At 62.6% G+C, this 13,695-nt stretch carries 13 protein-coding genes; all 13 read right to left on the reverse strand.

All coding sequences use genetic code 11. The annotated features are described in order from the left end of the window. Window positions 1–175: 175 nt before the first annotated feature. The gene (locus tag L0F51_RS19735) at window positions 176–790 is read right to left on the reverse strand and encodes a cation transporter (RefSeq protein ID WP_078710413.1); all 615 of its coding nucleotides are present in this window, start codon (window positions 788–790) and stop codon (window positions 176–178) included. A 650-nt stretch (window positions 791–1,440) separates the two neighbouring features. Continuing rightward, window positions 1,441–2,187: a phosphatase PAP2 family protein gene (locus L0F51_RS19740; RefSeq protein ID WP_078710414.1), complete on the reverse strand. Its 747-nt coding sequence runs from the start codon at window positions 2,185–2,187 to the stop codon at window positions 1,441–1,443. A gap of 239 nt (window positions 2,188–2,426) precedes the next feature. After that, the gene (locus tag L0F51_RS19745) at window positions 2,427–3,071 is read right to left on the reverse strand and encodes an isoprenylcysteine carboxylmethyltransferase family protein (RefSeq protein ID WP_165690942.1); all 645 of its coding nucleotides are present in this window, start codon (window positions 3,069–3,071) and stop codon (window positions 2,427–2,429) included. A gap of 62 nt (window positions 3,072–3,133) precedes the next feature. Further along, the gene (gene lnt, locus L0F51_RS19750) at window positions 3,134–4,645 is read right to left on the reverse strand and encodes an apolipoprotein N-acyltransferase (RefSeq protein ID WP_234630872.1); all 1,512 of its coding nucleotides are present in this window, start codon (window positions 4,643–4,645) and stop codon (window positions 3,134–3,136) included. A gap of 104 nt (window positions 4,646–4,749) precedes the next feature. Then, a complete protein-coding gene (lspA, locus tag L0F51_RS19755; RefSeq protein WP_078710416.1) occupies window positions 4,750–5,220 on the reverse strand; it encodes a signal peptidase II in 471 nt (156 codons plus the stop codon). A gap of 138 nt (window positions 5,221–5,358) precedes the next feature. Beyond that, the gene (locus L0F51_RS19760) at window positions 5,359–5,802 is read right to left on the reverse strand and encodes a copper chaperone PCu(A)C (protein WP_078710417.1); all 444 of its coding nucleotides are present in this window, start codon (window positions 5,800–5,802) and stop codon (window positions 5,359–5,361) included. Between the two features lie 59 nt (window positions 5,803–5,861). Then, window positions 5,862–6,602 carry a cytochrome c biogenesis CcdA family protein gene (locus L0F51_RS19765; protein WP_078710418.1) on the reverse strand — a complete coding sequence of 247 codons (741 nt, stop codon included), beginning with the start codon at window positions 6,600–6,602 and terminating at the stop codon, window positions 5,862–5,864. Between the two features lie 3 nt (window positions 6,603–6,605). Continuing rightward, entirely contained in the window at window positions 6,606–7,379 is a 774-nt protein-coding gene (locus L0F51_RS19770; RefSeq protein WP_078710419.1) for a DsbA family protein, read from the reverse strand. A gap of 66 nt (window positions 7,380–7,445) precedes the next feature. Then, window positions 7,446–8,015, reverse strand: coding sequence for a TlpA disulfide reductase family protein (locus tag L0F51_RS19775; protein WP_234630873.1), 570 nt, complete (start codon window positions 8,013–8,015; stop codon window positions 7,446–7,448). A gap of 5 nt (window positions 8,016–8,020) precedes the next feature. Beyond that, complete coding sequence (locus L0F51_RS19780) at window positions 8,021–8,545, reverse strand: DsbE family thiol:disulfide interchange protein (RefSeq protein WP_370642468.1); 525 nt, start codon at window positions 8,543–8,545, stop codon at window positions 8,021–8,023. Between the two features lie 233 nt (window positions 8,546–8,778). Beyond that, window positions 8,779–9,492, reverse strand: coding sequence for a class I SAM-dependent methyltransferase (locus L0F51_RS19785; RefSeq protein ID WP_078710421.1), 714 nt, complete (start codon window positions 9,490–9,492; stop codon window positions 8,779–8,781). Window positions 9,493–9,558: 66 nt separating this feature from the next. Next, window positions 9,559–10,194, reverse strand: coding sequence for a peroxiredoxin (locus L0F51_RS19790; protein WP_078710422.1), 636 nt, complete (start codon window positions 10,192–10,194; stop codon window positions 9,559–9,561). 327 nt (window positions 10,195–10,521) lie between these two features. Beyond that, on the reverse strand, window positions 10,522–13,683 hold the full coding sequence (locus tag L0F51_RS19795) for a heavy metal translocating P-type ATPase (protein WP_234630874.1): 3,162 nt from the start codon (window positions 13,681–13,683) through the stop codon (window positions 10,522–10,524). Window positions 13,684–13,695 lie beyond the last annotated feature (12 nt).

Below are 13,695 nucleotides of genomic sequence, written 5' to 3' on the forward strand. Positions count from 1 at the left end.
AGCAGGAGAAGGCCGACGCCGCTGACGATCGCCACATCAGCGAGATGCTCCGATCTCCATCGGCAGCATACACGGCTGCAAACAGATTGCCGGCTGCGGAACCGGCTGTCCCGCACCGACCACCAGAATGTCGATTTCTGTAAAGCTTGGGTCACGGGTAAGGCGTGCAAGTTAGTCAAGATGGGTTTCCTATTGCTCCAGCCTCGTTGGCTTTCTCAAGGATTTCAAAGCCGCTTCTGACAACGATGACGACCACACCCAAGCCAATGATCAAATCTGGATAAGGCGAATTGAAAAGAATTACGGCAAGACCCGAAAGAGCGATCGCGGCGTTCACGAGCATGTCGTTTGACGTGAAAATCCATGAGGCTTGTAGATGTACGCCGCTTTTTCGATGAGATTTTAACAACCGCATGCAGACCATGTTCGTCAGGGCGTTCGCGATTGCTACGACAATCATGACTGGTCCTATTGGATCGGATCCGGTGAAGAACCGACGGCCGACCTCAAATAAAAGGAGACCAGCGAATATAATCAGAAGGATACCCGACAATCGCGCAACTCGAACCTTCGCTAATAGACCACGACCCACGACGAAGAGGCTGATGGCGTAGACACATGCATCACCAAGATTATCGAGAGCAGAACCCATCAGCCCTGTTGACTGTGCCCACCATCCTAATCCTCCTGCAATGGCGACTTGAGCAATATTGATCGCAAGAACCCATCTAAGCGCCTTTCGTTCGCTCTGTTCTGATGAATTGGAACTGTCGTGGGGCAAATTGCTCATAACTCATACTCGATTCTTCGGCAGGAAGCGGAGCTGCAATCTGTATGTTTCCGTTGTCCAAGCTCATTCATGCAATGCGTCCTGGCGCCGGGAACTCTGGAGTAGCCAGATCACGAAGCTGGTGATTAGCGCGCCCCATCCTCCGTTGAAGCTCTCACACTCATGGCTATCTTCCCTGATCGTGCAGGACAATATATCATTCGCGGCTGATACGTCGAGTGATGCTGAACTGATCGAGCGGGTTAATGCTGTCCGGCGTGGATCGGTTTTGCGCTTGCTTCACGGACGGCGCTCGACGGCACGGAAGTTGCATGATGTGCACACGCTGATCGCCAATGGGTGTTCGCCGTGGCACTGGTTACGAGGATCTGATCGACCACGACGATCTGCGCCACGATCCGGTTCCACGAACCGTCCGTCGCCAAGCCAGAGAGAAAGAAGAGTGCATAACTCCGCTCGATGAGGAGCCAGGCGGCTCGAACTGCTCAGTCGCTGCCAGAAGCGCGCCGAAGCGATCAGGTGGCGATGGTGCAAATGAAGGTGGCAAAATCGGAATTGAGGTTTTTCACCCGATCGTGGCGAATACCGCTGAGAGCGTGCCGACGTCGCCGACGTGAGCGCACAAAATTGCTAGCAAGCGAGAGCGGTCTTCATGGGGACTCCTCGAAGGGCTGGCCGGGATGCGACTCGCTCGGTAGTTCAATCTCGCCCTGATGCTGAAGCCACAACGCCACCATCCAGCACAAGATGGCCCAGGCCGCACCGAGGGACCATCCGGCGAGCACGTCGGTCGGATAATGGACGCCGAGATAGAGTCGGCTGAGGCCGACGGAGATAGTCAGGATCACGGCGAGGGTCATGAAGTAGATCTTGAAGCGACGCTCGGCGTGGACACGCGTCAGGAGCGCCCCGAGGGTCAGGAAGGTGACGGTAGAGAGCGTCGTGTGGCCGCTCGGAAAGCTGGCGGTGAAAACCCGTGCGGCATGGGGAAGATCGGGTCGGGCACGATCGAGGCCGAGCTTGAAGATCATGCTGAGGACGGCGCCACCGAGCACCGCTACCGTCATGAGGACGGCGGCCGAACGCTTGCGCAGCAAGATGAGGTAACCAAGTGTGGAGAAGAACACGAAACCTAGAAACGCGTAGCTGCCGAGAGCAGTCGCATCCCTACCCATCTCTTCCAGCCAGGCGGGACCGATCGGGTCTGCGAGACTACCACTTGTGCGCAGGGCGAGGATAAAGGCACGATCGAACGCGGCCGTATCTCCCTCCAGCACCTCCATCGCAAGATAACTGAAGGATAGAATGAGGGCTGCGGCTACCAGTAGCGCTGCAAGAGGTCCGATTTCTTTTCGGGCTAACTGGACAAACCGGGTTCCGGAGGGGTGGAAGGGCATGGAATCGTCCTATCTCAGGCGAGCTGACGGATGATGAAGAGACCGGCGAACAGCTCCACGAGCGTCACCCCGACCGAGCGCACAAAGCCGCATCCGCGCCTTCACGTCACGCAACGACGCCGCCCAAACCAAAGCTCCAGCGTGTTCTTGATCGATGCACCCATCCACCATGTTCTCCATGTCATGATCGCCCGGGTGCTGAAGGTCTTTTCAAGGCTTTTGAAATCGTCGGCGCCTCATCAGGGCAGATGGAAAAGCGGGGTGACAAATCCTAGAACCTGCAACCAGTCGATCAACTCGAAGGCAGGAACAACAAGGAAGAACACCAAACCGTCACGAAGAGTACGCCAGAGCAATGGGGGCCGTATGAGGACCGCTTCCATGTCCCGCCACCCCCTCAGGCTTGGGCCAAAGCGCGGGACACGTTGCCTATAGGTTTCGAATGCTTCGCCGAACTTTCTCAGAAGCGCCTTTTCTTCGCTTAGGATTACCGGAAAAAATATCAGGAAAGTCGCCAGCGCAAATAGCGGCCCAGCCAACATGCTTCCGGTCTGGGCACCGACGCCGACGGCACCGAGAAAGTTGAACATGTAGAGGGGATTTCGGCTGATCGAGTAGGGGCCGGTGTCGACAATCTCTTGCACTTTCCTCCCTCCAATGTAGAGGGTGCACCACACCCGGCCGAGAACTGCAATTGAGATCAGGATCAGACTGATAATCTCGACTGTCTCGTGGGTGGTCCTCTCAACGGGCCAAGTCGATTGCATGATTGGCAGGATTCCAAGAACCAGAATCACCGCAATCCGGAGCGCTACCTTCCGCCTACGTTGAACGGAGTCGAGATCAATGATGTTTTTTTGGTCTTTTTGCTCTGCTGCGTTCACGAAGCATCCTCGCAACTCGATGGGCATGACAGACGGGATCTGTGCTATCGGCTGGATGGATCTTACGGAGGCTGCGGCGCAGTTGCCTCGCGCCGCCGACTGACGGCAATAAGTCCGAGACTGAGCAGCATGGTCAGGGCGAGCGGCGCATCTCCAAAGAAGGCGTACAGCGTCTGGCCGCCCAAAGCGGCAGGAAGGGCTGCATCGATAATCCCGACCGCGCCCAGCGGCAGCGAGTGCCTGATGCGTCCATAGGCATCTGTGACGGCTGAAATCCCGGTGTTCGCCGCGCGCACGAGCGGCAGCCCCTCCTCGATCGCCCGCACGCGTGCTGCAAGGAAGTGCTGGTAAGGGCCGGACGAGGTGCCGAACCAGGCATCGTTCGTGACGTTGAGGAGCCACTGGGGCTGCCCTCCCCGCCACGCGGCGCTTGGGAAGATCGCCTCATAGCAGATCATCGGGCCGGCTGGCGGCAAACCGGGCACGGCAAGCACGGTGCGTGCATCGCCCGGGACATAATCGATGCTGCCCTCTGTCAGCTTCTGCAGCGGCAGGACCTGGCGAAGCGGGGTATATTCACCAAACGGCACCAGTCGGACTTTGTCGTACGCTGAGATGATGTCGCCGGAGGGATCGAGAGCCAGGAGGCTGTTGAGCAGGGCCGGACGCTCTTCGAAATCCGCTACGCGGCGGACGGCTCCGCTCAGGAGCGCGCCTCCAGACGGAACCACCGCCGCCATCGCATTACGGATGCTTGCGTCTTCGGCAATTAGGTAGGGGACGGCAGTCTCCGGCCAGATGATATGGGTCGGTTGAACCGGGGCCGGTCGTGCGCTGAGGGCTAGATAGTGGTCGAGAATGCTCTGGCTCTCGCGGGGGTCCCATTTCATGGTCTGCGGAATGCTGGCCTGCACGATGCGCAAGCGCACACCGGGCACATCTGCGGCCGTCGGCCCCGCGAGGCGCACGGCGCCGAAGCCCCACAACGCAAGAACACCCACGGCTGCAATGACGAGCGGGGCCCAGCGGCGCAGACCCGGAGGGGCAGCTTCGCGAAGGCAGAGCCCCGGTGCTGCGGCCAGAAGGACGGTCAGGAAGCTAAGACCGTAGATGCCGATGACCGAAGCCGCTTGGAGCGGCTCGTCGGCAACGCCCCAGGCATAGCCGATCAGATTCCACGGGAAGCCCGTGAGGACATGTCCCCGTAGCCATTCGGCAGCGGTCCAGGAGACGGCGAATGCAAGGAGCAACCTCCAGCCGGTGACGCTGATCGATTTCGCCACACCACAGGCCGCAGCCGGGAAGAACGCCAGGAATGCGCTGAGGGCAGCCACAGCGGGAATTGCGAGGGCACCGAACTGTTCGGCATCGACATAGAAGCTTTCGGCGATCCAGCTGAGGCCGACCAGGAAATGGGCGAGCCCGAAAAGCCATCCCGCAAGCAATGCGCCGCGCCAAGTTCGGGTCTGATCGACCAGCCGGAAGAGACCGGCAAAGGCGACGAAGAGGAGCGGCGTAAGAAAGAACGGCGCAAGCGAAAGCGCGGCGAACCCACCGAGGCTAGCCGCCAGCACGCATCGCAACGCCAGCGAGGGTGCGCTGTAAGCGGCCCTGCGATCCCGTGTCCGGGGCCAGACGTCGGTCTTGCGGCTGAGATGGAGCACCGGCCCGCGCCTCGTTACGTCCGAGAAGGCTCGGCTCGCTTGCTTGGCAGAAAGCTGTCCAGCAGCAGAAGCCCGACGCCGCAGACGATGCCCACGTCCGCCATGTTGAACGATGGCCAGTGCCACTGCCCGATATAAAAGTCCAGAAAGTCCGTCACACCGCCAAGGCGCAGCCGATCGAGAACATTACCCATTGCACCCCCGATGATGAGCCCGAGGCCAATCGCCGTCAGCCGACTTTCGGCACGCGCCATCCAGACGACCATCACGGCCGCTATCGCGAGCGCAAAGGCCATCAGAACCCAAGGGGGTGCGTCGCCGAAGAGGCCGAAGCTCACACCCGTGTTGCGTCCGAGGACAAGGTTGAAGAAGCCGGTGATCGGGATCACGCGAGGAGGATCCATAACGTGGTTCAGGATCCACCATTTCGTCGCCTGATCGACAACGAACCAGAAAAGCGCGATGGGAAGTCCGAGCCGCAGCATGCCGCAAGCTTTCTCCGCAAGGGTTGTTAAAAGCTCAGCCGATTTGGCCAAGCGCCGGGAAGAGCATTCCCGAGGCTGTCATCAAAACGTCCGCAATCGTGGGGAATTGCCGTTCGGTGCGGGGCGGGAGCTCGTGGATCAATTGCCACCACCCGGCTCGATCTCGACCTGCATTGTCAACGACCCTGCACCTCCGAAATCGAGGGTCAGGTCGAACGCGTCGCCTTCCTTCAGCTCACGTTTCAGGCCGCTCAGCCAGAGATGTTGGCGCCAAGGCGCCAATGCGAGAGGCTTGCCGGGCTCGAGATCGATCGTATCGGACCAGCGCTCCTCTCCGTCCGCCGCCGTTCGGATGCGCACGTCTTCGGCAACCGGAGTTGAAGCATCGATTAGCTGGACCGCCGCATCTCCCTGGTTCAAGATTGGCCCATACACCGCGACGCCCCCGCCGCTCTCGGGCTGAGACGCCCAGACATGGCCGACGGCGATATCGCCGAGCTTGTAGCTGTGTGCAGTGGCGGCCTGTGGAGGAAATAGCAAAGCGACGCCAGCCAGAGCTGCAAACAGCTCCCTCCTGGTCATGCGGGCGGGGTACTTTTCCACTAGCTAAGATCTCCCTCCGTCGTGGTGCGTCGCGGTTCTCACCCAATACTCCCAAAAATGGGGAAGCGCTGAAGTAGCCAGAAGGCGAACATCGACATCTTGCCGGTGATCATGGCGAGGCCCATGGCGATCATGATCCCACCCGCTCCGATCTGGAGCAGCCGCCCGGCGCGCCGCATCGACTTCAAGCGTTTCGCCAGCCCGTCTGTGAATAGCGCCGCCGCTAGAAAAGGCAGACCGAGCCCGACCGAGTAGATGCTGAGAAGGGCGATGCCGTCCGAGGCCGTCGCGGACAAAGCGCTCACGGTCAGGATCGCGCCGAGGATCGGGCCGATGCAGGGGGTCCAGCCGAACCCGAAGGCCAGCCCCAGCAGATAGGCCCCGAGAGGCCGGCCGCCGCGTACCTCGCCATGAAAGCGCACGTCCCGCTCCAGCCAAGGCAGCCGCACCAGTCCGGTCATGAAGACGCCGAACAGGATGATGATCGCGCCACCGACGATGTTCGTCTCGTAGCGATAGGCTAGGAGAAGACGGCTGGCGGCAGTGGCGCTCGCGCCAAGGGCGATAAAGATGGTGGAGAAGCCGAGCACGAAGAGCGCACTCAGCAACAGCGTGGAGAGGCGGCCGCCACGCGAGCGGGACAGTTCGCCGCTGCCTGCCGAATTGCCAGCGATATACGAGATGTAGCCCGGCACTAGCGGCAGCACGCATGGCGAGAGGAACGATATGGCGCCCGCCGCAAGCGCCGTCAGGACGCCGATATTGGAGATCTCGAGCATCCCTCAGCGCTCGCCCGGCGTTGTCGCGTCGGCGATGATCTCTTGCAGGGTTGCGGCGTCGACGAGACCACGCACGATTTCGTCGCCAACGATGAAGGTCGGCGTGCCGGTGATCCGCAGAGCTTGCGCCAGCGCGAGGTTGCGGCCGATCGCCTCCTCGATCTGCGGGTCCTGCATGTCCTGCTTGAGTTGCTCGACATCGAGGCCGACCTGGGCCGCGATCTCCAGCGTGGAGCTCTCGTCGATCGATCCCGAATAGGCCATCATGGCCTCGTGGAACGGCTCGTATCTGCCCTGCTTCTGGGAGGCGAGTGCCGCCCGCGCCGCGAACTCCGAACCGGGCCCGAGGATCGGGAACTCCTTGTAGACGACCCGCAGTTCGTCGTTGGCCTCTTCGGCCTCGGCCAGAACGGGGATCGCCTTGCGGCAGTAGGGGCAGTTGTAGTCGAAGAACTCGACCAGCGTGACCGCGCCCTGTGGATTGCCGCCGACGGGCGCAGCCGGATCATGAAAGATTTCGTCACGCCGTTCGGCGATGACGACCTGCAGCTCGTTCGTCTCGGCGGCCTGTTGGCGCTCCTCGAGAAGACGGAAGGATTCGACTAGCACTTCGGGGTTCTCGAGCAGGTAGCTCCGGGCCTGCGACGCGAAGTCGGCAGAGACAGGCCTCTCGGCATCCAGGGTTCCGGTTGCAAAAAGGAGTGCTGCTCCGGACAGGCCGACAGCCAGCACCGAAAGCGCAAGCGAAACAGCAGAGCCTATAGTTCGTTTGGACATGAGGTTAACTTCGGTTGCCCAACTTGGCACAATGAGTGCGAACGCGGGGATTTAGCTTCGGGTCCTTCATTGTGATGCCGTTCCCGAGCGCGAAGACGTGTCAGTGGGATCGAGATAGCCGCGGATCTCCGCGATCACCTCCGGGCTGTCCCACTCCTTCGGCCCGGCCCAGCGCTGCAACTCGCGGCCGCTGCTGTCGATAAGCAGGGTCGTGGGGAGGCCGAGAACATTGAGGGCCTTCATGCTAGCGGCAGGCTGGTCGAGATAGATGTCCAGGTTCTCAATGCCGATCTCGGCGAAGAAGGGGCGAACGGCATCGAGACCGTTGCGGTCGATCGACAGGGGCACAACCTCGAAATCCGGCCCGCCTAGTTCGGCCTGTAGCCGGTCGAGCGAGGGCATCTCCTCGCGGCACGGCGGACACCACGTGGCCCAGACGTTCAGCAAAACGGCCTTGCCACGGAAGTCCGCCAAGCTGACGGAATTGCCTTCGGAATCCTCAAAGGTGAGGTCCGCGATTGCGCCCGCTGCGCCGGAGGTCTCCGCATTGAGTAGAAGCGTTCCCGCGCCGGCGCCCGCCAGACCGAGGCAGATGATGAGGAGGACGAGCCACAGGCGGCCCCGTGTCATGCGCATCCGGCTCACTCCGCTTGCAGCCGCGCCACGAGCGGGAGGATCGTTTCCTTCAACGCCGCCTTGGTGATCGGGCCGATCTGCTTGTAGACGATCGTGCCGTCACTATCGACGACGAAGGTTTCCGGCACGCCGTAGACGCCCCAGTCGATCGCGACCCGGCCGTCGATATCGGCGCCGGTACGAGTGTAGGGATCGCCAAGGGCGCCGAGCCAGCGTGCGGCATCCTGGGGACGATCCTTGTAGTTGATGCCGTGAACCGGCACGATGCCGTTCTCCTTCAATCTCATCAGCAGCGGGTGCTCGTCTCGGCAGGCGACGCACCAGGATGCAAAGACGTTTACGAGCGACACCTCGCCTTTCAGGTCCGCGCTCGACAGCCCGAGCATCCGTCCCTGGACGGGCGGCAGAGTGAACTCCGGAACAGGCTTTCCGATGAGCTGCGAGGGGATCTGGTTGGGATCGCGGCCGAGACCCCAAACAAAGACAGCCGTCAGCGCCATGAATGCCGCAAGCGGCATGAAGAGGACCAAGCGTCGCGGCTTATTGCGCTGTTTTCCGACGTCCTTTGTTGCGCTCGGCGCGCTCATCGGTCTGCTTCCGGTCCCCGGGCGCTCACGCCAGAACACCGATCGTCGAGGGTTTAAACCCCTGAGCGTTCCTCACAATGAGCTCCCGTTCGATCTCGTAGTGGTCATTGTCACCGCCAAATTGTCCAAGTCGCCGCTGCCGTTCGATCTTCTCACGGCAATCAATCCTCCAGCGCTCATTGGGTAGGCTTTTGCCCACGAACAAATGCGAGCGTGCCGGACACGGTTGAAAACCGGAATGTCTCGGCGGTGTCCCGGAACCCGGCATTCCGCATGAGCAAGGGTAGGCGACCCTGGATGTTGTCGGCAGTGTTGCCAAACCCGTCCAGGACCTGCACCGGGTAGAACAGGAGGCGCATCAGCCGGTTCTGAGGCGAGCCCCAATCCGCCACGTGCATCGCACCGCCGTGCCGAAGCAGTCGGTGCGCCTCGACGAAAGCCGCTGTCTTCTGAGCCGGGCTTAAATGGTGGAAGACCAGGCTTGAGACGATTGCGTCGAAGCTTCCGGATTGGAGGATTTCGCTCTCCGGCGGAGCATCGGCAAAACCTTGAACGAACGTCATTGTGATGCCTGCAGTCTCTGACTTCTCTCTTGCGAGCGCCAGTACTTGTGGGTCGGGGTCGAGGCCAACGATTCCGGCCTTGGGGCACGCCTGCTGGAGCATCAGCATCAGCGTTCCGGTGCCACAGCCAAGATCCAGGATCCGTTGCCCAACGAGGGGCGCGACCTGTTCGACCAGACGGTGCTTCCAAGTCTGCTCCCGATAAAGCAAGGCGAGAGCCGGATCGTAGAGCCGGGTCAGCGCCCGCAGGCCGGCTGCTGGAACGTAGCGTCGGGTTGTAGATGTCACCCCTGTTCGAGTTGGCTCCGAACCTTCCGTTAGCTGCATCCTTGGGTCCTCGTTGCCGGAGCTGAACTGGCGCGAGGGGCGCCAGTCCAGCTCCGGCCTGATCTTTCATCGGTTCGGCTGCGGCGTGACTCTGAGATAGGGCTTCAGCGTCTTCCAGCCTTGCGGGAACCTCTCGCGGGCCTGCTCGTCGGACAGCGATGGCGCGATGATCACATCCTCACCCTGCTCCCAGTCGGCCGGGGTCGCAACGCTGTAGCCGTCGGTCAGCTGTAGGGAGTCGACGGCCCGGAGGATCTCGTCGAAGTTGCGGCCCGTGGCGGCCGGATAGGTAAGGATCAGCCGCACCTTCTTCTGCGGGTCGATGACGAACACCGAGCGCACAGTCAGCGTGTCGCTCGCGTTCGGATGGATCATGCCGTAGAGGTCCGACACCGTGCGGTCGGGGTCGGCGATGAGCGGGAAGTTCAGCGCCGCCCCTTGCGTCTCCTCGATGTCGGCAGCCCAGCGGCCGTGTTCGGAGACCGGATCCACCGACAGCCCGATCACCTTCACGTTGCGCCGATCGAATTCGGGCTTCAGCTTAGCCACCGCGCCGAGTTCGGTGGTGCAGACAGGGGTGAAGTTCTTCGGGTGCGAGAAGAGCACGACCCAATTGTCGCCGGCCCATTCGTGGAAGCGGATCCGGCCTTCGGTCGAGTCCTGCTCGAAATCCGGTGCGATGTCGCCAAGTCGCAATGTCATACCTGTCTCCTTTTGGTTGTCCTTTCGCGTGGCGGGGCCAGAAGCCAACCTTTCGAGCCGATCATCAGCCGCACACTGGCGAGTTGATGGTCTACAGCACCCCCAGAACCCCGAAGAGGACGATCAGCACGTAAGCTGCATAGGCGCCGATAAGAGGCGGCGGTCGCGATGCCGATTAACGAGCCGTTCGCTGCGGCCGAGATGCCCCACTGCCGGCGCACTTTCTTGAAGGGCTTCGCGAGGTGCTTCGACTCCCAGTGCGCCGCGTAAACCGCCGCTAGCAGAACCGCCATCCAGATCCAGACGCTCATGCTTCCGATCCCGTGTTCAGGCGTTTGCGTGCTGGTCACGGCCCAGCAGCCGCAACCCGTTGAGGACCACGAGCAGCGAGGCTCCGACATCGGCCGCGATGGCACCCCAGAGTGAGGCGAGACCGATCACCGTCAGGACGGTGAACAGCAGCTTCACGCCGAGCGAGAAGCCGATGTTCTGCCGGATGATCCCAAGCGTGGCGCGGGAATGGCGAATGAGCCATGGTAGCCGTGACAGGTCGTCCTGCATGAGCGCGATGTCGGCCGTCTCGATTGCGGCATCGCTGCCGATCGCACCCATCGCGATGCCCAGATTGGCGCGAGCCATCGCCGGCGCGTCATTGACGCCGTCGCCGATCATGGCAATGGCCTTATGGTCCTCGGCCAGCTTCTCGACGGCCTCGACCTTGTGCTCGGGAAGGAGCTCGGCGTGGACCTCGTCCACGCCTGTCTCACGGGCGATCGCCTCAGCCGTAGCGCGGTTGTCGCCGGTGAGCATCACGACCCGGCGGATCCCAGCGGCGTGGAGATCCGCGACAAGACGGCGAGCCTGCGGCCTGACGGCGTCGGCCGTCGCGATCAGGCCCCATACCGAATCGCCATCGCCAACCGCAACGACCGTGCGCCCCGCACCGGCCAATCCATCGGCCTTGTCCAGGATGCCAGCCTCGGAAAGGGTTGCGCCCCGTTCCTCGAGCAAGCGCCGCGATCCGAGCCAGGCTTCCCGACCTTGCACCCGACCGATGACGCCGCGGCCTCGGATTGCCTGCACCGCGTCTGCCGCTCGAACGGCGACACTGCGCTCCGCCGCCTTCTCCAGGATCGCCCGGGCGAGCGGATGCTCGCTGCGGGCTTCCAGCGCCGCCGCCAGACCGAGGAGATCGTCTTCGCTGCGCCCGCCCAGCGGCACAAGCTCCACCACCCGGGGTCGGCCCTCCGTGAGGGTGCCGGTCTTGTCCATGGCGATGGCAGTCAGATGCGCCGGCGTCTCGAGATGAACGCCGCCCTTCACCAGAACACCCTGCTTCGCCGCGCCGGCGAGCGCGGCGACGATGCTTACCGGTGTCGAGATTACGAGCGCGCAGGGGCAGGCGATCACGAGCAGGACCAGTGCGCGATAGAACCACACCTCCCAAAGACCACCGAACAGAAGCGGCGGCACCAGGAACACAATCAGTGCCATGGCCATGACCGCCGGCGTATAGATACGTGCAAAGCGCTCGACCCACTGCTCGGTCGGCGCGCGCCGGCTCTGGGCCGAGCCGACCATGCGGATGATCCGAGCAAGCGTCGTGTCCCCAGCGGCCTTGGTCGTCTCGATCGCGAGCGCACCTTCGCCGTTGATGGTCCCGGCGAAGACCTCTGAGTCGGGCGACACCGCAACGGGCACGCTTTCGCCCGTGATCGGTGCCTGATTGACTTCGCTTTCACCGGAGATGACGCGGCCGTCGAGCGGGATCTTGTCGCCCGGACGGACGATCACATGAGCCCCGATCGCCACCTCGGATGCCTGCACTTCGCGCTCGGTCGCGTCCGGAAACCGCACCAAAGCTGTCGTGGGGGCGAGTTCCATGAGCGCAGCAACCGCGCGACGGGCCCGTCCCAGGCTCCAGGCTTCCAGCGCCAGAGAGACGGCGAACAGGAACGAGACGGTCGCGGCCTCAAACCATTGGCCTATGATAACGGCGCCCGCGACCGCCACGACCATCAGGAGGTTCATGTCGGGGCGAAGGCGACGGGCTGCCAGTAGGGCCTTGGGCGCAACATAGCGAACAGCGCACAGGATTGAGAACACATACGCGATGACCGCCGGCGCCGGCACTCCCGCTGCCGTTGGGTCCGGCGTTTCGCTGACGGCCGCGACGAGGCTGCCGGCTGCCCAAGCGTGATAGGCAAAGCCCAAAGCAGCGAGGATGCCGCTTGCGGCGGTGAGAAGTGACTGGGTGCGCCGGCGCCGCTCTTCTGCTGCGCTGCCTTCGGTCGAGCCTTCGGTCCAAGGCTCGGCGCGCATGCCGGTCCGGGCAACCGCTTTTTCGACCTGCGCAAGAACGGTTGAATCCGGGTTGCCGGCAATCGACATCCGGCCATTGATCAGATCGAAGGCCAGCTTGTCGTCGCCGCTTACAATTGGGCCGACCTCGCGCTTGAGCACGGCAACCTCATCGCCGCAATCCATGCCATGGATCTTGAAGACCGCGTGCCCCGGCTCGACAGCCGGGACGGGAGCGGTCAGAGCCTCAGCCCCGCACGCAGAGCAGGACGGCGCCTGGACCGGAGCGGACGCCATAGATTCCGCTCCATCCGTCCACGGCTCAGCCGCCATGCCTGTGCGCCATACGGTTTCCGTAATGGCAGCGGCCGAGGCGAGCGCCTGAGGCGCGACCTCCATCAGGCCGCGCTTGGTATCGAAAGAAAGCTTGTCTTCGCCGCCGACAATAGGTCCGACGGCGGCCTTTAGCTGCCGAACCTCATTCTGACAGTCGAGACCATGAATCTTGAAGCGCAACGGGCCTCCGGTTGCAAAAGTGGTATCGCCCTGGGAACGCAGGCGGGCACGCATTCCCGTTCCTGCAATTGCCTGCGCGATCAGCGCGACCGAGGCTGATCCGGAGGCAACGGTCATCAGGCCGCGTTTGTCATCGAAGGAGAGCTTGTCCTCACCGCCGACCAGGGGCCCGACGGCTGCCTTGAGCTGGCGCACCTCGTTCTGGCAGTCCAGCCCTTCGATTTCGAAGCTCAGCGGCTCCTCGTCCGCGACCTCATCCGCGAGGAGCCGGGCCCGCATGCCGGTGCTCGCTACCGCCTGCTCGATATCCGCGAGAGAGGCGTTCGCTTGTGAGCCGATCACCATGAGGCCTTTTCGGGTGTCGAAGGAGAGATTGCTCTCGCCGCCGACGAGTTGCGAGAGAGCCGCCGTCAGTGCCCTGGCCTCGTTTCGGCAGTCGAGTCCCTCGACGTGGAAGCGCCGGGGCCTTGGCTCCGGGCCCGAAAGCCACGATAGAACCCGCATGCCGGTCTGAGCCACCGCTCTTTCGATCGCGTCCGCGGAGGCTTCCTTGGATACGACCGTCATTACGCCGTTGGCTGTATCGAAGCTGAGCCGGTCCTCACCGCCGACCAAGTGCCCGACGGCTGCCTTGAGCTGACGCACCTCGTTCTGGCAGTCCAGCCCGGCCACCTTGGCGCGCAT

The organism is Afifella sp. H1R (assembly GCF_021462425.1).
Lineage (GTDB): Bacteria > Pseudomonadota > Alphaproteobacteria > Rhizobiales > Afifellaceae > Afifella > Afifella aestuarii.

Bases quoted from the DNA above. Each gene is read 5' to 3' on its own strand.
- L0F51_RS19735 (WP_078710413.1), bottom strand. From the start codon at position 790: ATGAGCAATTTGCCCCACGACAGTTCCAATTCATCAGAACAGAGCGAA.
- L0F51_RS19740 (WP_078710414.1), bottom strand. From the start codon at position 2,187: ATGCCCTTCCACCCCTCCGGAACCCGGTTTGTCCAGTTAGCCCGAAAA.
- lspA (WP_078710416.1), bottom strand. From the start codon at position 5,220: ATGCTGCGGCTCGGACTTCCCATCGCGCTTTTCTGGTTCGTTGTCGAT.
- L0F51_RS19760 (WP_078710417.1), bottom strand. From the start codon at position 5,802: ATGACCAGGAGGGAGCTGTTTGCAGCTCTGGCTGGCGTCGCTTTGCTA.
- L0F51_RS19765 (WP_078710418.1), bottom strand. From the start codon at position 6,602: ATGCTCGAGATCTCCAATATCGGCGTCCTGACGGCGCTTGCGGCGGGC.
- L0F51_RS19770 (WP_078710419.1), bottom strand. From the start codon at position 7,379: ATGTCCAAACGAACTATAGGCTCTGCTGTTTCGCTTGCGCTTTCGGTG.
- L0F51_RS19775 (WP_234630873.1), bottom strand. From the start codon at position 8,015: ATGCGCATGACACGGGGCCGCCTGTGGCTCGTCCTCCTCATCATCTGC.
- L0F51_RS19785 (WP_078710421.1), bottom strand. From the start codon at position 9,492: ATGCAGCTAACGGAAGGTTCGGAGCCAACTCGAACAGGGGTGACATCT.
- L0F51_RS19790 (WP_078710422.1), bottom strand. From the start codon at position 10,194: ATGACATTGCGACTTGGCGACATCGCACCGGATTTCGAGCAGGACTCG.